Source organism: Streptomyces sp. NPDC048483, from assembly GCF_040651455.1.
Classification (GTDB): Bacteria; Actinomycetota; Actinomycetes; order Streptomycetales; family Streptomycetaceae; genus Streptomyces.
Window position 1 is genome coordinate 131,185 of record NZ_JBEZJZ010000009.1, and the last position, 17,768, is coordinate 148,952.

14 protein-coding genes and 1 pseudogene are annotated in these 17,768 nt (G+C 71.6%); 9 read left to right on the forward strand and 6 right to left on the reverse strand.

Annotation, left to right across the window (positions count from 1 at the left end; genetic code table 11):
• Positions 1-6 precede the first annotated feature (6 nt).
• On the reverse strand, positions 7-2,451 hold the full coding sequence (gene treY, locus AB0D04_RS07625; RefSeq protein ID WP_362700392.1) for a malto-oligosyltrehalose synthase: 2,445 nt from the start codon (positions 2,449-2,451) through the stop codon (positions 7-9).
• A gap of 164 nt (positions 2,452-2,615) precedes the next feature.
• On the opposite strand from treY, the gene AB0D04_RS07630 reads away from it, so the two are divergent.
• The gene (locus AB0D04_RS07630; protein ID WP_362700394.1) at positions 2,616-3,887 is read left to right on the forward strand and encodes an MFS transporter; all 1,272 of its coding nucleotides are present in this window, start codon (positions 2,616-2,618) and stop codon (positions 3,885-3,887) included.
• Here the strand turns inward: AB0D04_RS07630 and glgX are convergent.
• Positions 3,823-6,006 carry a glycogen debranching protein GlgX gene (gene glgX, locus AB0D04_RS07635; protein ID WP_362700396.1) on the reverse strand — a complete coding sequence of 728 codons (2,184 nt, stop codon included), beginning with the start codon at positions 6,004-6,006 and terminating at the stop codon, positions 3,823-3,825. The two genes, AB0D04_RS07630 and glgX, sit on opposite strands and share 65 nt — an antisense overlap.
• Before the next feature lie 131 nt (positions 6,007-6,137).
• Between glgX and AB0D04_RS07640 the strand changes: the two genes are divergently transcribed.
• Positions 6,138-6,332: a hypothetical protein gene (locus AB0D04_RS07640; protein WP_362700398.1), complete on the forward strand. Its 195-nt coding sequence runs from the start codon at positions 6,138-6,140 to the stop codon at positions 6,330-6,332.
• Between the two features lie 264 nt (positions 6,333-6,596).
• Positions 6,597-7,838, forward strand: coding sequence for an SAV2148 family HEPN domain-containing protein (locus AB0D04_RS07645; RefSeq protein ID WP_362700399.1), 1,242 nt, complete (start codon positions 6,597-6,599; stop codon positions 7,836-7,838).
• A 9-nt stretch (positions 7,839-7,847) separates the two neighbouring features.
• Here AB0D04_RS07645 and AB0D04_RS07650 read toward each other — a convergent pair whose 3' ends face one another.
• Complete coding sequence (locus AB0D04_RS07650) at positions 7,848-8,561, reverse strand: SDR family NAD(P)-dependent oxidoreductase (protein ID WP_362700401.1); 714 nt, start codon at positions 8,559-8,561, stop codon at positions 7,848-7,850.
• Positions 8,562-8,832: 271 nt separating this feature from the next.
• On the opposite strand from AB0D04_RS07650, the gene AB0D04_RS07655 reads away from it, so the two are divergent.
• Entirely contained in the window at positions 8,833-9,546 is a 714-nt protein-coding gene (locus AB0D04_RS07655; protein WP_362700403.1) for an exonuclease domain-containing protein, read from the forward strand.
• Between the two features lie 92 nt (positions 9,547-9,638).
• On the opposite strand, the gene AB0D04_RS07660 is transcribed toward AB0D04_RS07655, so the two are convergent.
• Positions 9,639-10,529, reverse strand: coding sequence for an aminoglycoside phosphotransferase family protein (locus tag AB0D04_RS07660; RefSeq protein WP_362700405.1), 891 nt, complete (start codon positions 10,527-10,529; stop codon positions 9,639-9,641).
• 203 nt (positions 10,530-10,732) lie between these two features.
• Between AB0D04_RS07660 and AB0D04_RS07665 the strand changes: the two genes are divergently transcribed.
• From AB0D04_RS07665 to AB0D04_RS07685, 5 genes are all read left to right on the forward strand, one after another.
• Positions 10,733-11,674, forward strand: coding sequence for a sugar ABC transporter permease (locus AB0D04_RS07665; RefSeq protein ID WP_362700407.1), 942 nt, complete (start codon positions 10,733-10,735; stop codon positions 11,672-11,674).
• Positions 11,671-12,582, forward strand: coding sequence for a carbohydrate ABC transporter permease (locus AB0D04_RS07670; RefSeq protein WP_362700409.1), 912 nt, complete (start codon positions 11,671-11,673; stop codon positions 12,580-12,582). Before AB0D04_RS07665 ends, AB0D04_RS07670 begins: the two co-directional genes overlap by 4 nt.
• Positions 12,582-13,913 (forward strand): extracellular solute-binding protein, encoded by a 1,332-nt coding sequence (locus tag AB0D04_RS07675; protein ID WP_362700411.1) that lies wholly within the window; start codon positions 12,582-12,584, stop codon positions 13,911-13,913. Before AB0D04_RS07670 ends, AB0D04_RS07675 begins: the two co-directional genes overlap by 1 nt.
• Positions 13,914-14,270: 357 nt before the next feature.
• Entirely contained in the window at positions 14,271-15,476 is a 1,206-nt protein-coding gene (locus AB0D04_RS07680) for a S8 family peptidase (RefSeq protein WP_362700413.1), read from the forward strand.
• Between the two features lie 278 nt (positions 15,477-15,754).
• Positions 15,755-16,846: a glycosyltransferase family 2 protein gene (locus tag AB0D04_RS07685; RefSeq protein ID WP_362700415.1), complete on the forward strand. Its 1,092-nt coding sequence runs from the start codon at positions 15,755-15,757 to the stop codon at positions 16,844-16,846.
• A 39-nt stretch (positions 16,847-16,885) separates the two neighbouring features.
• Here AB0D04_RS07685 and AB0D04_RS07690 read toward each other — a convergent pair whose 3' ends face one another.
• On the reverse strand, positions 16,886-17,671 hold the full coding sequence (locus tag AB0D04_RS07690; protein ID WP_362700417.1) for a sirohydrochlorin chelatase: 786 nt from the start codon (positions 17,669-17,671) through the stop codon (positions 16,886-16,888).
• A 3-nt stretch (positions 17,672-17,674) separates the two neighbouring features.
• A pseudogene (locus tag AB0D04_RS07695) lies at positions 17,675-17,768 on the reverse strand (ABC transporter permease); the annotation flags it as partial.

The window sequence follows — 17,768 nt, forward strand, 5'->3', positions numbered from 1 at the left end:
CGCGGGTCACTCCGCCGCGAACAGCGCCACCGGCGACACCTCCAGCAGCTCGCTCAGCCCCACCGCCGCACCCCCCTCCACCAGCCGCCCGCTCAGCAGCTCGCGCCAGGGACCGCCGGGCGGCAGCCGCAGCGCGGTGTCCCACCAGCCGCCGGTCTCCACCAGGCGCAGCGACAGCCGGGTCGCGACCGTCACCACCCGCCCGCCGCGGCCGAAGGCCACACAGTGCTCGGCGGCGGGCCCCTCCGCGCGCAGCGGCTCGTACGTGCCGAACCACTGCGGGTGCGCGCGCCGCAGCCGCAGGGCCAGGGCCGTCAGCCGGAGCTTCTCGGCGGACAGATCGCGCGGCGCGGCCCCGCCGTCCAGCTCGGCAAGCAGCTCCGGCCGGAACCGGGCGGGCCGCCGGTTGTCCGGGTCGACCAGCGCCGCGTACTCCCGCTCGGTGCCCTGATACAGGTCCGGCACCCCCGGCATGGTCAGGTGCAGCAGCGTCGCGCCCAGCACATTCGCGCGGACGAACGGGGCGAGTTCGTCGTCCAGCGCGGTGAGCGGGGCGGCCGGCGGCCCGCACGGCCCGCCGCGGACGAACTCGGCCACCGCTTCCTCGTACTCCGGGTCCTGCTCCGTCCACGAGGTACGCAGCCCCGCCTCCCGCACGGCCTTGAGGACCGCGGGCACCACCCGGTCGGCCGCGGGGCCGTCGGTGGCCGGTCCCAGGCCGAACACGGTCTGCCAGGACTGCCAGGACACCATCGGATCCACCGGGCCCGCCGTCCCGCTCGCCGGTAGCGTCTCGCCGGCCACCTGGCCCAGCACATCGCGCCACCGGTCCGGACACTCCGACAGGACCGCGATCCGCGCGCGGACATCGGCGCTGCGCTTGGTGTCGTGGGTGGAGAGCACCGTCCCGGTGGCCGGCCAGTCGCGCTGCACCCGGGCGCAGAAGTCGTGGAAGGCCTGCGGGCCGAGCGCGGGCGTGCCGGGGTCGCCGCCGACCTCGCAGGCCGACAGCAGCACCGGATAGCGGTAGAAGGCGGTGTCCTCCACGGACTTGGCGTGCAGCGCGGAGGCGGTCTGGGCGAAGCGGGCGGCGAAGTCGGCGGCGTCGGCACGGTCCGCCGACTCATGGTCGGGTCCGTCCCCGTAACGCCCCAGCGCCAGATCGTGGACCAGATCCACCGCCCGCGCCTCCTCCGGCACCCGGAACGCGCCCCGCGCCCGCGCCGCCGCCCCGCCCAGCATCGCCGCATCGTGCCCGGCCCGGCCGGGATCCGCGGCGTACGGGCGGTAGACCGGCAGCCGCACCAGCAGCTCGCGGACCGCCTGCCGCAGCGCCCACGGCGCATGGTCGCCCGGCTCGGGCGCCCGCTCGCTGACCCGCGTCGCCGTGCGCACCAGCCGCTCCACCTCCGCGGCCAGATCGTGGGTGACGACTTCGTACGCGGCCCGGCGCACCGTCTCCTCCCAGTCGCCGCCCTCGTCGGCCAGCGGGGTGACGAAGTCCCGGTAGTGGGAGAAGAGACGGCCGGCGCCCTGCGGGCAGACGAACAGCCCGTCGATGTGCCGCAGCGCGTCATAGCCGGTGGTGCCCTCGCAGGCCCAGCCGTCCGGCAGCCGTTCGTCGCCGGTGAGGACCTTCTCGACGACCGTCCAGCGGCCCCCGGTGGCGGTGTGCAGCCGCTCCAGATAGCCGCTGGGGTCCACCAGGCCGTCGGGATGGTCGATGCGCAGCCCGTCGATGACCCCCTCGCGGATCAGCCGCAGCAGCGTGCCATGGGTCGCCTCGAACACCTCGGGGTCCTCGACCCGCACCCCGATCAGCTCCGAAATGGTGAAGAAACGCCGGTAGTTGAGCTCACTGCGGGCCAGCCGCCACCAGGCGAGGCGGTACCACTGGGCCTCAAGGAGGCGGGCCAGCGGCAGCCCCTCCGTGCCGGGGCGCAGCGGGAAGGTGTGCTCCTCATAGCGCAGCACCCCGCCCTCGACGCGGAAGCGCCGCATCTCCTCGCCCAGCCGCCCGCCGAGCACCGGCAGCAGCACCCGCCCGCCGTGCCCGCCCTCCCAGTCGATGTCGAACCACCGGGCGTACGGGGACGCGGGCCCGTCCCGCAGGACCTCCCACAGCGGCCCGTTCAGCGAGGCCGGAGCCGGCACGGCCATATGGTTCGGCACGATGTCGACGACCAGGCCCAGTCCGTGCGCCTGCGCGGTCGACGCCAGCGCCCGCAGCCCCACCTCGCCGCCCAGCTCGGCCCGTACCGCTGCGTGGTCGACCACGTCGTAGCCGTGTGTGGACCGCGGCACCGCCTCCAGGACGGGGGAGAGGTGCAGATGGGAGATGCCGAGCGCGGCCAGCTGCGGCACCGCCCGCTCGGCGGCGGCGAACGGGAAGTCCGGCTGGAGCTGCAGCCGGTAGGTGGCGGTCGGCGACGGTCTCGAAGGCTGCGTCATGGGAACACCCGTACCCCATAGACGGCGCGTTGTGTCATCCACAGGAGGCATCCGCTCCAGCCCTCCCCATTGGCGTTTCCTCCGAGCGGGCGAGCCGGGGCGCCGGATACCTTCGTACGTCCCGTGTGTACGGCGCGGCGGGCCCGCCCCGGTAGCGTCACCCGATGACCGCTGTACTCGCCACCTACCGCCAGGTGATCGCACTGGGCGGGCCCCTGCTGCCCGTCGCCTCCTTCCTCGGCAGACTCCCGACCGCCATGTGCCAGCTCGGCAGTCTGCTGCTGGTGGCAAGGACCAGCGGCTCGCTCACCACCGCGGGCCTGGTGGGCGGTGCGCTGGCGGCGGGGCAGACCGTCGCCGGGCCGCTGATCGGCCGCCTCACCGACCGGCACGGCCAGCGCCTTGTCGTACTGGCCGCCTGCTGGCTCAACGCGCTCGCCGTGGCCGCCCTGGTGGCCGCCGCCCTCGCGCGCATCGCCACGCCGCCGCTGGCCCTGATCGGACTGCTGGCGGGCGCCACTGTGCCGCAGATCGGGCCGCTGGCCCGTACCCGCCTGGTGGCGCTCGCCCACCGCGCCGGGGCCGACGAGCGGATGGTCAACGCCGCGCTGTCCTTCGAAGGGACCCTGGACGAGGTGTCGTTCGTGCTCGGCCCGGCGCTGGTGGGCCTGGCCGCCACGCTCGCTCATCCGGCCGTTGCGCTCGCGCTGGCCGCCGTACTGCTCGCCGTCTGCGGCTCCGCCTTCGCACTGCATCCGACGGCCACGGTGCTACGGGCCGAGGCCGGCCCGTCCGCCACCCGCCCGGCCCGTTCCCGGCTGCCCCGCGGCGTGTACGGCATGCGGGCCTCGATGGCCCTGCAGGGCGCCATGTTCGGCGCCTGCCAGGCGGGCATCACCGCGCTCACCGAACGCCTTCATCAGCCCGCCCAGGCCGGTCTGGTCTATGCCGCGATGGGCGTGATGAGCGCGGCCGCCGGCCTCTCGCTGGCCATGGTGCCCGCCCGGATCGGGCTGCGGGCCCGGTGGCGGGCGGCCGGCGCCGCACTGGTCGCGCTGTCCCTGCCGCTGCTGTTCGTCCACACGCTCGGTGCGCTCTACCTGGTCGTCGTCGTCCTCGGGATGGCCTACGCCCCGCACCTGATCACGGTCTTCGGCCTCACCGAACGGGCGGTGCCCGCCACCCGGCTCGCCGAATGCATGGCCTTCCTCACCAGCGCCGTGGTCGGTGGCCAGGCCCTGGCGCTGGCCGCCGCCGGGCGGCTCGCCGACACCCACGGGCCGTCCGCGGCCTTCGCCGTGGCCGTCGGGGCCGCCGCCCTGATCCTCACCATCGCGGTCACGGCGCGGGTGACCACCGGAACCCGCCGGGTCAGGTCGGCCGCTGGAGCACCAGCAGACTCCGTCCGGTCAGCGTCAGCAGATCCCCGGCCTTGACCTTGGCGCCCCGCCCGTCCGCCACCGCCCGCGGCCGGTCGGTGTCCACCACCACCTGCCACTGCTTCCCGTGGTGTACCGGCACCGTGAACTCCTTCTCCTGCTCATGCGCGTTGAACATCAGCAGGAAGGAGTCGTCCGAGATCGGCTCCCCGCGCGGCCCCGGTTCGGAGATGGAGCTGCCGTTCAGGAACACCGTCAGCGCCTTGGCATGGACGGACTGCCAGTCGCGCGTCCCCATCTCCTCACCCTCGGCCGTGAACCACGCGATGTCGGACAGGTCGTCGTGCGTCCCCTCGACCGGCTGCCCCTGGAAGAACCGCCGCCGCCGGAACACCGGGTGAGTGCGCCGCAGCCACACCATCTGCCGGACGAACGCGAGCAGTTCGCGCTCCTCGTCGGGCACCGGCGCCTCGGCTTCGTCGGCCCCGTCCGCCTCGTCCCCTTCGGCCGCCGCCGTTCCCGCGCCGGGCTCCGGCCACCGCACCCACGACAGCTCGTTGTCCTGGCAGTACGCGTTGTTGTTGCCGCCCTGGCTGCGCCCGAACTCGTCCCCGTGACTGAGCATCGGCACGCCCTGCGACAGCATCAGCGTCGCCAGGAAATTCCGCATCTGCCGGGCCCGCAGCCGGCGCACCGAAGGATCGTCGATCGGCCCCTCCGCCCCGCAGTTCCAGGACCGGTTGAAACGCTCCCCGTCCTGGTTGTCCTCGCCGTTGGCCTCGTTGCGCTTGTCGTTGTACGCGACCAGATCGTGCAGCGTGAAGCCGTCGTGGCAGGTCACGAAGTTCACCGAGGCCAGCGGCCGCCGTCCGTCGCCCTGGTAGAGGTCCGACGACCCCGTGAGCCGCGACGCGAACTCCGCCAGGGTGCGCGGCTCACCCCGCCACAAGTCCCGCACCGTGTCCCGGTACTTGCCATTCCACTCCGTCCACAGCGGCGGGAAGTTCCCCACCTGATATCCGCCCTCGCCCAGGTCCCACGGCTCGGCGATCAGCTTCACCCGGCTGACCACCGGATCCTGATGCACCAGATCGAAGAACGACGACAGCCGGTCCACCTCATGGAACTGCCGGGCCAGCGTCGCCGCCAGATCGAACCGGAACCCGTCCACATGCATCTCCTGCACCCAGTAGCGCAAGGAGTCCATCACCAGCTGCAGCACCTGCGGGCTGCGCATCAGCAGGGAGTTCCCGGTCCCGGTGGTGTCCATGTAATAGCGCTTGTCGTCCGTCAGCCGGTAGTACGAGGCGTTGTCCAGCCCCCGGAACGACAGCGTCGGGCCGAGATGATTGCCCTCCGCCGTGTGGTTGTAGACCACGTCCAGGATCACCTCGATCCCGGCCCGGTGCAGTGCCCGCACCGCGGTCTTGAACTCCAGCACCTGCTGCCCGCGGTCCCCCCAGGACGCATACGCATTGTGCGGCGCGAAGAAGCCGATGGTGTTGTAGCCCCAGTAGTTCGTCATCCCCGCGTCCACCAGCCGGTGGTCCTGCACGAACTGGTGCACCGGCATCAGCTCCAGGGCGGTGACCCCCAACTTCGTCAGGTGGTCGATGATCGCCGGATGCGCCAGCGCCGCGTAGGTGCCGCGCAGCTCGTCCGGCAGCTCCGGGTGCCGCATCGTCAGGCCCTTCACATGGGCCTCGTAGAGCACCGTCTCGTGATACGCGGTGCGCGGCGGACGGTCGTCGCCCCAGTCGAAGTACGGATTGACCACCACCGACGCCATGGTGTGCGGCGCCGAATCCATGTCATTGCGTGCCTCCGGCCGGCCGAAGTGGTAGCCGTAGACCGCCTCGCCCCAGTCGATCCGGCCGCTCATCGCCCGTGCGTAGGGGTCCAGCAAGAGCTTCGCGGAGTTGCAGCGCTGCCCGCGCCCCGGCTCGTACGGACCGTGCACCCGGAAGCCGTAGCGCTGCCCCGGCATCACCCCCGGAAGGTACGCGTGCCGCACAAAGGCATCGCTCTCGCGCAGCTCGACGGCGGTCTCCGAACCGTCGTCGTGCAGCAGACACAGCTCGATGCGTCTCGCGGCTTCGGAGAACACCGCGAAGTTGGTGCCCGCTCCGTCGTAGGTGGCACCCAGCGGATACATCTGTCCCGGCCAGACCTGCATACGTCAGACTCTTCCATCTTGGTGGCGGGGGCAGGGGCGACTCCACGGCAGAAGGGGGCAATCCGCCGCGATGTTGGATCTTCGGATGAAGACCACTATTGGGGGATGTTTTGTGGGGGGATATACCGCAGGTGCCGGAAATCAATCTGATGCCCCTGCGGATACCGTCCGGCTGGTGCATCGCGCACCACACCTTTGCGGAGCTGCCGGACCATGCGGAGCCGGCGCCGGACGACCGGGCGGCGTATCCGTCCGAGGACCTGCTGTCGCCCGTTTCCACGACCTTCACCGGCCAGGGCCGGAGCACGACGGAGAACCCCGGCTGAAGCGATCACTCAGCCCGGTGCGGACGCGCCCGGGTCAACGACCGGCCGCCAAAACACCCCATCGCGTGGGCCGGCATCGCCCCCGCCCGGCTCCCTGCGACGTCACAGCTATGAATCCGCTCACTCCGTACGTGCGTCCCCAGGGCAACGGGCCCTGGGTTCCAGGGGAGTTGGCAGCCGACTCGATCCATCCTGCTGCACCGCCTCCCGCACCGCAGTAGTCTGCCTTGATCGTTGGCACGGGGGTTCGGAAGGCGGTGGCAGGTGAGCGGCGGGCTGGAGTTGCCCCCTGGTGACGAGAGTCATGAGGGTCATGAGGGCGGCTCCGTCGACGCACCGCCCGGCGCGGTGTCCCTGGCACGACCGCTGGAGATCGGGGCGGAACTCGACTGGGGCGCCGACGCCTGGAGCGAGGTGCGCACCCGCGCCCGCCGGGCCGGCCGCGCCTACATCTGGCTGAACCTGGTCGAACAGCGGCTGCGCGCCGTCGTGGCGGCCGTCCTGCGCCCCATCTACGAGCCGGTGCACGGCGACGAATGGGTGATCGCCGCGGCCGGGCCCGCCGGGCAGGAATGGGTGCAGCGCGCGGTCGCCGTCCGCGAGGTCAGCCGCCGCAAGGGCTATCTCCTCGACCCCGCCGACGACAACATCGTCAGCTTCCTCACCCTGCCCCAGCTGCGCGAGCTGATGGTCCAGCACTGGCCCTGCTTCGAGCCGTACTTCGACGACCGGCGCGAGGTCGAGCTGGCCCTCGACGAGCTGGAGGTCGCCCGCAACATCGTCTCCCGCAACCGCGCCCTGTCCCAGACCGTGCTCGCCCAGGCGGAGCGGGCCTCGGCCCGGCTGCTCGACATATTGGGCTCCGGTGCCGGCACCCGCATCTCCGGCCGGCTGCCCATCGACGCCGTGGAGGACCTCGTCGGCGACCGCTACGCCGACGTCATCGGCGTGCACCCCGACCGGGTACGCCTCCAGCGCCAGCTCCCCGCCGAGGACCTCTTCGGCGGTGCCCGCCGCCTCGACGCGGTCGGCATAGGCCTGAACCTCCTGGTCCAGAACTACTCCGGCCGTCGCCTCGTCCGGCTCGCCGAATCCGGCTGCCGTATCCGCCTGCTCTTCCTCAACCCCGCCAGCAGCGCGGTCCGCCGCCGGGAGCGCGAAATCGGCCTGAAGAAGGGCGAGATGAGCCGCTCCATCGAGATGAACATCCTCCATATGCGGCGGGTACGGGCCCGGCTGCGCGACCCCGGCGCGTTCGAGATCCAGGTCTTCGACGAGACGCCGCGCTTCACGGCCTATCTGGTCGACGGCGACGGGGCGGACGGTCTGGCGGTGGTGCAGAGCTATCTGCGCAAGAGCCGCGGCATGGAGTCGCCGGTGCTGGTGCTGCGCGGGGGCGGCCGGGACATCGTCCGCACGGACGGGCGCGACGGCGAGCACGGTCTCTTCGAGACCTATCGCGAGGAGTTCGAGAGCGTGTGGGCGGACTCGCGGCCCGTGTCGTGATGCGCCGCCCTACGGGGTCCCGGTGATCCCGCCGTCCACCCTCAGCTCGATCCCGTTGACGTAATCGGCGAGGGGGCTGGCCAGGTAGGCAACCGCGGCCGCGATGTCCTGCGGCCGCCCCGGCCGTTCGCCCGACGAGCCGTCGATGCGTTCCTCGTCCGTGACGATGACGCCCGGGCTCACGCAGTTCGCGGTGACCCCGGTCCCGGCGAGGTGGTGCGCCAGGCTCGTGGTCATGTTTACCACGGCGGCCCTGGCCGCGGAGTAGGTGAGGGTGTCGGGCGGCATCCGTACGGCCCGGCTGCCGATGGTGATCACCCGGCCCCAGCCGTGCTGGCGCAGCGAGGGCAGCAGGGTCTGGGTGACCCGTACCGTCGGCAGGACATTCCCCTCGAAGGCGGCCCGCCAGTCGGCCGGGCCGGCGCTGTCCCAGTCGTGTTCGGCGAACGGGCCGGCGTTGTTGACCAGGATGCGGGCCCCGAAGCCGCGTGCGGTGACCGCAACCTCCTCGGCGACGCCCGGCTCCGTCAGGTCGCCGAGCACCACCTCGGCACGCACCCCGTGCGCCGCGACCTGCTCGGCGACCGCCGTGGCGGCGCCCGCGTCCCGCCCGTGGACGAGGACGGCGCACCCTTCCTCCGCCAGCGTCCCGGCGATCGCCGCCCCGATGCCGGAACTGCCGCCCGTCACCAGCGCGCCCTGTCCTGCCAGCCGTAGGTCCATGCGCTCAGGGTAGGCGCGGCGGGCGGGCGGCGGGGGCTGCTGCGACGGGCGGCCGGGGGATTGTCAGTGGTGCGTGCGAGAGTGAATCGGCAACGGGGGAAGTACCACCGAAGGAGGGGCCGCCGCATGAGCGAGCGTGTCAAGAAGAGGTGCGCGCCGAGCGAGTGCGAGGCCGGGCGAAGCGAGGTTTCGGCATGAGTGAGCGTAGCGAGGGAGTCAGAGAGAGGTGCGCGCCGAGCGAGTGCGAGGCCGAGCGAAGCGAGGTTTCGGCATGAGCTGGCATCAGGAGCTGTTGGTCAGCTTCGACCTGGAGACCACGGGCACCGACGTGGAGCACGACCGCATCGTCACCGCCGCGCTGATCCGGCTGGAGGGGGACGGAAACGTGGCCGGAAAGGAGTCCTGGCTCATCGATCCGGGCATCCCGATCCCCGATGAGGCAGCGGACATTCATGGCATGACGACCGCCTATGTCCAAGAGCACGGCCGGCCGCCGGCCCAGGCGATAGAGGAGATCACCGAGGCGCTGGCCGAGGCCCTGCGCGCGGACATCCCACTGGTGGTGATGAACGCCCGCTACGACCTCTCGCTGCTGGACCGCGAGTGCCGGCGGTACGGCGTACGGACGCTGACGGACCGCCTCGGACATGCCCCCGCACCGGTCATCGATCCTCTCGTGCTGGACAAGCATGTGGACCGCTACCGCAAGGGCAGGCGTGCCCTGCAGGCGCTCTGCGGCCATTACGGCGTGCGGTTGGACGGCGCGCACGAGGCGGGCGCCGACGCGGCCGCCGCGGCCGGCGTCGCCCGGCGCATCGGGGAGACGTACCCGGCCGTTGCCATCCCTTCGCCGCGCGCCCTGCATGCCCTCCAGGAGGAGGCCGCCGCCGCACAGGCCGCCTCGTTCCAGGCGTACTTGCGGCGCTCCGGCGACCCGCGGGCGATAGTCGAACCGGCCTGGCCGCTCATTCCGTACCAGGCCTGAGGGACGCCGGAGCCGGGCCCCGCCGCGCCGGCGACAGAAGGGGTGTCGTCAGACGGACGCCGTCAGAAGGGGTGCCGTCAGAGGGGGTGCCGTCAGAAGGGATACCACCGCACCGTCGCGTCCTTCTCGCGCAGTGACGCGATCCGCCGGCGGAATTCCTTGAGTGCGGCCGGATTGCCGGGCGCGTGCTGGGAGACCCAGGCGCAGCTCGCCGTCTCCCGCGCCCCGCGCAGCACGGCGCAGCCCGCCCAGTCCCGTACGTCCCAGCCGTACACCGCCGCAAAGGTGTCGTATGCGTCCGGGTCCAGCCCGTAGCGGTCCCGGCTCAGCGCCATCACCACCAGGTCGTGTTCGCGCAGATCGGAGGAGAAGGTTTCGAGGTCGACCAGCACCGGTCCGTCGGGCCCGACATGGACGTTACGCGGCAGCGCATCGCCATGGATGGCGCCGCGGCGCAGATGCGGCTCGAGCGCCGACGCGGCGGCCGCGAACGCATCCCGCCGCCCGCGCAGATACTCCGCGTCCTGCGCCGATACGGCATCGCCCGCCAGCCGCAGCCAGCGCTCGACGCCGTCGAGGAGTTCGCGGCGGGGGAGGGCGAACGGCGGTTCCGGCAGTGCATGGACCACCTTCAGCAGCTCGGCGAGATCGCCCGGCCCGGCGGGGCGGTCGGCCTGCGGGAGCCGCTGCCAGTACGTCACGGGATGCCCCTCGACCAGGGAGGCCCGGGGCTCGGCGGCCCGTACGGCCGGCACCCCCGCCGCCTCCAGCCACTGGGCCACGCCCAGTTCCCGCTCGGCGCGCTCGAGGAGCTCGGCGCTGCGGCCCACCCGTACGACCGGACCGCGCTCGCCGAGGGCGAAGACGGCGTTCTCGCCGAGCGAGAGCAGCCGGACGTCCGCCGCCGCGTCGGGATGCCCGGCCGCGGCCAGGACGTCCCGGGCGCGCGCCTCTGTGAAGGCGCCGGGGCGCGATTCGGTCATCGGGATGCCTCCTGCGGTGCGTGATCGCCAACAGTGTCGCAGGTCCCGAAGCGCCCCAGGTGGGGAGATCCTTCAAGGAATCCGGCCGGGACCTTGACTGCGGTGGCGGCCGTCACGACGATGACGGCGCGAACAACGGGGGAGAGGTGGCGTGCGATGGCAGCTGTGCCGACGGCGGGAAATCAGGGCGAGGAGCCGCTGCCATGACCCTCGCGACCGCGCCACGGCGGTCCACCGTCGCGCCGCCGGGCCGCGCCGCCGGGCTCCGGCGCGACCACGGCGCCTGGTTCCTGGTCCTGCCCGCGCTGATCCCGATCCTGGTGCTGAGCGTCGGCCCCCTGCTGTACGGCATCGGGCTGGCGTTCACCGACGCCCAGTCGGGCCGGACGCAGGCCACCGGCTTTGTGGGTGCGCTGAACTTCACCGACCTGTTCCAGGACACTCTCTTCTGGGATTCCTTCCGCATCGGCCTGGTGTGGGCCGTGGGCGTCACCGTCCCGCAGTTCTTCCTCGCCCTGGGCCTGGCCCTGCTGCTCCATCTGGACCTCCGGCTGCGCTGGCTCGCCCGAGCGCTGGCGATCATCCCGTGGGCGATGCCGGAGGTCGTCGTCGGCATCATGTGGCGGCTGGTCTACCACCCGGATGCCGGCGTGCTGAACGAGACGCTGCGGGGTCTTGGCCTGTCCGGGTCCGGCGACGGCCAGGACTGGCTGAGCGGTCTGGCCACGGCCCTGCCCGCGGTCATCGTCGTCGGCGTCTGGGCGGGCATGCCGCAGACCACCGTCTCCCTCCTGGCCGGACTGCAGAACGTCCCCAAGGAGCTGCACGAGGCGGCGGCCATGGACGGCGCGGGCGCCTGGCGCCGCTTCCGTACGGTCACCTGGCCCGCCATCAGGCCCGTCGCACTCGCCGTCACCGCCCTCAACTTCATCTGGAACTTCAACTCCTTCGCCCTGGTCTTCGTGCTGACCGACGGCGGCCCCGGCGGCCGGACCCGGCTGCCGATGCTCTTCGCCTACGAAGAGGCCTTCCGCTACGGGCAGTTCGGATACGCCGCCGCCATGGGACTGGCGATGGTCGCGGTGATCTCGGTCCTGCTGGCCGTCTATCTGGCGGGCCGGCTGAAGGGGGACAAGGACTCATGAGCCAAGCGAGCCGAGTGAGCCCAGCGAGTCAACCGAGCCGAGGGGGCCGACCGCGCCGTACGACCCGCCGCCCGACCGCGCGGCGCACCGCCACCCGCACCGGTCAGTACGCCGCCCTCCTCGCCTACCTTGTCTTCCTCGCCTTCCCCTTCCTCTGGCTGATCTCCACCGCCTTCAAGCCGCCGCGCGAACTGGGCAGCATCCACCCCACCTGGATCCCCGAGGCGCCCACCCTGGACAACTTCCGGCAGGCGTTCGACCAGCAGCCGCTGCTGGCGGCCGCGGGCAACAGCCTGCTCGCCGCGGCGGTCTCCGCGGTGATCGCGATCGTGCTGGCGACCCCGATGGCGTACGTCCTGGCCCGCTCCCGGGGCCGCCTCGCCCGGGCGGCCACCGGCTGGGTCGTCATCAGCCAGGCGTTTCCCCTGGTCCTGGTGATCATCCCGCTGTTCCTGATCCTGAAGGGCCTCCACCTGGTGGACGCCCGGACGGGCCTGATCATGGTCTATGTGGTGTGGTCGCTGCCGTTCGCCCTGTGGATGCTGACCGGCTATGTCCGCGCCGTACCGCCCGAGTTGGAGGAGGCCGCGGCCGTCGACGGCGCGGGCCGGATACGTACCCTCGTCTCGGTCACCGCGCCGCTGCTCGCGCCCGGCATCGTCGCCACCGCGCTGTTCGCCTTCATCACCGCCTGGAACGAGTTCTTCTTCGCCCTGGTCCTGCTCAAGTCTCCCGAGAAACAGACGCTGCCGGTCGTGCTGACCCACTTCATCGGGACGGAGGGCGTCGCCGACCTCGGCCCGCTCGCCGCCGCCGCGCTGCTCGCCACCCTCCCGAGCCTGCTGCTGTTCGCCGTCATCCAGCGGCGCATCACGGGCGGGATGCTCGCCGGGGCGGTGAAGAGCTGATGCCCGACGAGAACGCTCCGCCGCGGCCCGGCCCGCGCTTGAACCGCCGGGGGCTCCTCGCGGCCGCGGCCGCGCTGCCCGCCGCGGCCCTGCTGCCCGGCTGTTCCGAGGACCGGCGCCGGCGCGGCGCCGACGGCCGGATCACCCTGCGCTTCCAGTCCCTGGCCTGGCAGCAGGACTCCCTCAAGGCCAACCGGCACCTGGTCGCCGAGTGGAACCGGCAACACCCCGACGTCCAGGTGCGCTACGTCCAGGGCGCCTGGGCCACCGTCCACGACCAGTTGCTCACCTCTTTCGAGGGCGGCGAGGCGCCGGACATCATCCATGACGCCACCGACGATCTCGCCGACTTCGCCTACGGCGGCGATCTCGCCGACCTCACCGCCTTGTTGCCGCCCCGCCTCAAGGCGGACATCCCGCAGCAGAGCTGGGAAGCGGGCACCTTCGGCGGCCGGATCTACGGCGTCCCGTTCCTCCAGGAACCGCGGGTGCTGATCGCCAACCGTACGAAACTGCACCGCTCCGGCGTCCGGATTCCCGCCCCCGAACACCCCTGGACCTGGGAGGAGTTCGCGGACGCCGCCCAGCAGATGACCCATGGCGGCACCTACGGCGTCGCCTGGCCGCTGAAGGAACCGGTCTCCGCCACCCTCAACCTCGCCCTTTCCACCGGCGGCCAGGTCTTCCACCGCCACCCCGACGGCAAGGTGGAGGTCCGCTTCGACGCCGTCGACCAGGTGGTGCCGCGCACCGTCCACGACCAGGTCAACGCCGACCGCACCGCCTCCCGTTCGACCCTGGGCATGGGCGGCTCGGACACTCTGCCGGGCTTCTTCGCCGGGCGGTACGCGATGGTGCCGCTCGGGTTCTCCTACCGCCAGCAGATCGTCCAGCAGGCCCCCAACGGCTTCGAGTGGACGGTGCTGCCCGCGCCCAAGGGCACCACGCTGAACCAGGGCGTGAGCCCGCAGACCCTGTCGGTGGCCGAGGACTGCCCGTACAAGGAGGAGGCGATGGCCTTCATCGACTTCCTGCTGCGCCCGCCGAACATGGTCCGTCTCGCTCTGGGCGACTGGCTGCTGCCGACCGGCCGGCAGGCCCTCAAGGACCCCGCGCTACGGGCGACTGCATACGACTGGGCCACCGGCACGGCACTGGCGGACGCCCTGCGCTCGGCCCCGGCCCAGTCCGTACGCGGCTACCCCGAGTGGAAGGACAAGATCGCCACGCCCGGTCTGCAGGAGTACTACAGCGGCGCGATCGGCCTGGATGCCCTGCGCCGACGCCTCGTCGAGGACGGCAACTTGGTGCTGGCTCGCTACCAGAGGTGAGGCCGGGGCGTTCGGCGGCCTGGCGGCCGGACACGCATCTTGCGGGGCGCGAGCCTGCCACACCCCGGCAAGAGATCGTGCGCTGCGCGACGGCGTCCGCGCCCTCTATTACACCTGCATTGCGTCAACGTAAACAGAGTTGAGTCACTCCCCTTCAACTACGGGGCTCTTTTTGACCGGTTCTGTGAACTTACGTCTTTATAAAGAGTTGTTGCCTATCTCACACGGCCGGGCTGCCCTTGAATTGGACCCGTCAATCCGACAGGGTTTCGAGCCAGCCCGACGGAGATCTTCCGGTCTCGTCGGGCTATTGCGCAACGCTTTCCCCCCACACCACGAACGAGGAGAACCCTCGCAATGGATCACAAGCGTTCCAGCAAGAAGCGGCTCATCACGGCGATAACCGCCGCAGTTGCCGCCACTGGTATCGCCGCCGTCACTGCGGTCACCGCCGGCGCTTCGAGCGCTCCCGCCGAGGGCAAGATCTACGGCGCCGAGGCCAAGGGCGCCGTGAACGGCAGCTACATCGTCATGATGAAGAAGTCGGTCCGGACCACCGCGACCGGCGACCTCGCCTCCAAGTACGGCGGCAAGGTCAAGCGGAACTACTCCTCCGTCGACGGCTTCTCGACGACCGGTCTGAACGAGGAGGAGGCCAAGCGCCTCGCCGCCGACCCGGCCGTCGACAAGGTCGTGCAGAACAAGAAGTTCCACATCGACGGCACCCAGGACAACCCGCCGTCGTGGGGCCTGGACCGCATCGACCAGGCGGACACCGAGGGCGACAAGAAGTACAACTACCCCGACAGCGCGGGTGAGGGCGTCACCGCCTACGTCATCGACACCGGTGTCCACATCAGCCACAAGGACTTCGGCGGCCGCGCGTCGTACGGCTTCAACGCCATCGACGGCAGCGACAAGGCCGAGGACGACAACGGCCACGGCACCCATGTCTCGGGCACCATCGCCGGTGAGGCGCACGGCGTCGCCAAGAAGGCCAAGATCGTGGGCGTCAAGGTCCTGGACGGCGAGGGCTCCGGCACCACCGAGCAGGTCGTCGCGGGCATCGACTGGGTCACCAAGAACCACAAGGGCCCGTCGGTCGCCAACATGTCGCTCGGCGGCGGCGCGGACGAGGCGCTGGACGCGGCCGTGAAGAAGGCCATCGAGTCCGGTGTCACCTTCGGTGTCGCGGCGGGCAACGAGTCCACCGACGCGGGCCAGGGCTCCCCGGCGCGCGTGAAGGAAGCCATCACGGTGGCCTCCAGCACCAACAAGGACGAGCAGTCCGACTTCTCCAACTTCGGCAGCGTGGTCGACCTTTACGCTCCCGGCTCCGACATCACCTCGGACTGGAACGACAGCGACGACGCGACGAAGACCATCTCCGGTACGTCCATGGCGACCCCGCACGTCGTCGGTGCCGCCGCGGTCTACCTGGCCGGTCACCAGGACGCCAAGCCGGCCGACGTCGAGAAGGCGCTGACCGACGGTGCCACCCCCGACAAGATCAGCAACCCGAGCGAGGGCACGCCCAACAAGCTCCTGAAGGTCGTCGAGTAACCACACTCCCGGCTCTGTCCGCCGGCCGTCGCGCTCTCCCCCACGGGGCGCGACGGCCGGCGGTTTTCTGTGCGGGGGATGCGAGGCGTGCGGGGTGTCGGCCTGCGGCAGTTATCCACAGGAGGCGCCCTCCGGAAAACGCTCAACGCCCCCTCCCGCTACGGTCGGTGACATGCACGGAGGACTGCCGTTCATCGGCATCAGCACCATCGTCTACGGCGCGATCGGCCTGGCCGTCGTCGTCGCCGGCGCCATCCGTAGGACAGGGGGAGCTCAGCATGCACACCATCACCGTCATCGTCCCAGCTCACAACGAGGAGGAGGGGCTGCCGGCCACGCTGGAATCGCTCGCGTGCCAAACGGTCACGCCTGACCGGATCCTGGTCGTGGACGATGCGTCCACGGACCGTACGGGAGAGCTGGCCGCATCACACGGCGTGATCGTTCTCCGGCCGCCGCGCAACCTCGGAAGCAAGGCCAAGGCGCAGAATTACGCGCTGCCGCACTGCACCACCGACCTGGTGCTGGCGGTCGACGCGGACACCGTTCTCGCTCCCGACTACATCGAGACCGTCCTCCCCGTCTTCGACGACCCTCGCGTCTCGGTCGCGGCGGGCACGGTCCGCACCCGGCACACCCGCACGCTGTGGGAGCGCGGCCGGTCGACCGAGTATCTCTTCGGCTTCCACTGGCACCGGCCCATCCAGGCCCGCGCCAACAGCCCCATGGTGTGCTCGGGCTGCTGTTCCGTCTTCCGGCGGGACGATCTGGTGGCCTTCGGCGGATTCCCCGAGCGGACCATCGTCGAGGACATGGACTACACGTGGTCGCAGCAGATCGCGGGCCGGCGCGCGGTCTATGTCGCCGACGCGGTCGCCCTGGCCGCCGACCCGGAAGACCTCACCTATCTGCGCAAGCAGGTCTGGCGCTGGATGGCCGGCTTCTGCCAGAACGTCCGGCTGCATCTCGGGCGGCTGATCGTCCACAAACCCGTGCTGGCGGTCTGGGTGCTGCTCGCCCTGCTCGAGATTCTCACCGCGCCCCTCTGGTGGGCCACGCCTTTCGTGGTCGCCGCGACGACCGATCAGCCGCCGGCGGCGACCTTCGCCTGGTGGGCCGGCGCCGAGCTGGTGCTGACGACGCCACCACTGATCTATGCCGCACGCCGCCGCAAACTCCCGCTCCCCGGCGTCCTGTTGAACATCCCGTGCGTCTACGCGACCAAGGCCGTCAACCTGGTCTACGCCTGGAAGGCCCTCATCGTGGAGCTGCTGCTGGTGCCGCTCCACCTGGCGCGCGGTCTGACGGTCTACGAGAAAGGCCGCGCCGACTTCCGGCCGGGCGCGGCGTCCGTGGCAGCAGCCGTATGAACCGCCGTCCCGCGGCAGGTGCCGGCCGCACGGCTCACATCAGGCGCTCAGCGCCGTCAGCTCCTGCCGGACGCCGCTCGCGGCCGCCTGGTCGTAGCGGCGGAGCAGGAGCCGGGCCAGCTCGGGGGCGGGGCCGAGCACCGGGGCGAGGATGTCCGCGCCGGCCTCGCGGGCCCCGGCGGCGATGCGGTCCGGGAGGAACCCGGGCGCGATGACGTACGGGGCGACGGCCACCCGGCCGACACCCTCGGCCCGTAGCGCCCGCACGGCGTCCGAGGTACGGGGGACCCCCGTAGCGGGAGAAGCAGCGGAGGCGAACGCAGGTCGCACGGCACACCAGTTGGCGGTGCGCCGCCACTCCCGCGCGATTTCAGCGATCACTGCGATCGCCTCCGGGTCACTGGAGCCCGCCGAGGCCAGGACGACCCCGGTCGAGCGGCGGTCGCCGGGCCCCAGCCCGGCCTCCTCCAGCCGCCGCTCCAGCGCGGCGGTCAGGAGGGCAGAGGGGCCGAGTACCTCGGCCTGATGGACGGTCAGCAGAGGCAGCCGCAGCGTGGCCTCCCGCAGCACCGCCGGGATATCGGACTTCGCGTGGAAGGCGCGAGTGAGGAGAAGAGGCAACGCCACCACATCCCGCACTCCCTCGGCCGAGAGGCGCTCCAGCACCCGGGGCACGCTGGGCGCGTGAAAGTCGAGGTAGCCGACCTCGACCAGCAGCCCCGGCCGCAGCGCCCGCACCCGCGCGCAGAGTGCGGAGACGGTCGCCGCGTGCCGCGGGTCGCGGCTGCCGTGGGCGATGACGAGGAGAGTGGGGCGTGCGTTCATGGTTCAGCTCTTGACGAGGAGGCCGCGGCTGCGCAGTACCCGCCGCTCGATCGGCGCGAAGATCAGCAGTTCGATTCCGATGCCGACGATGAGGATC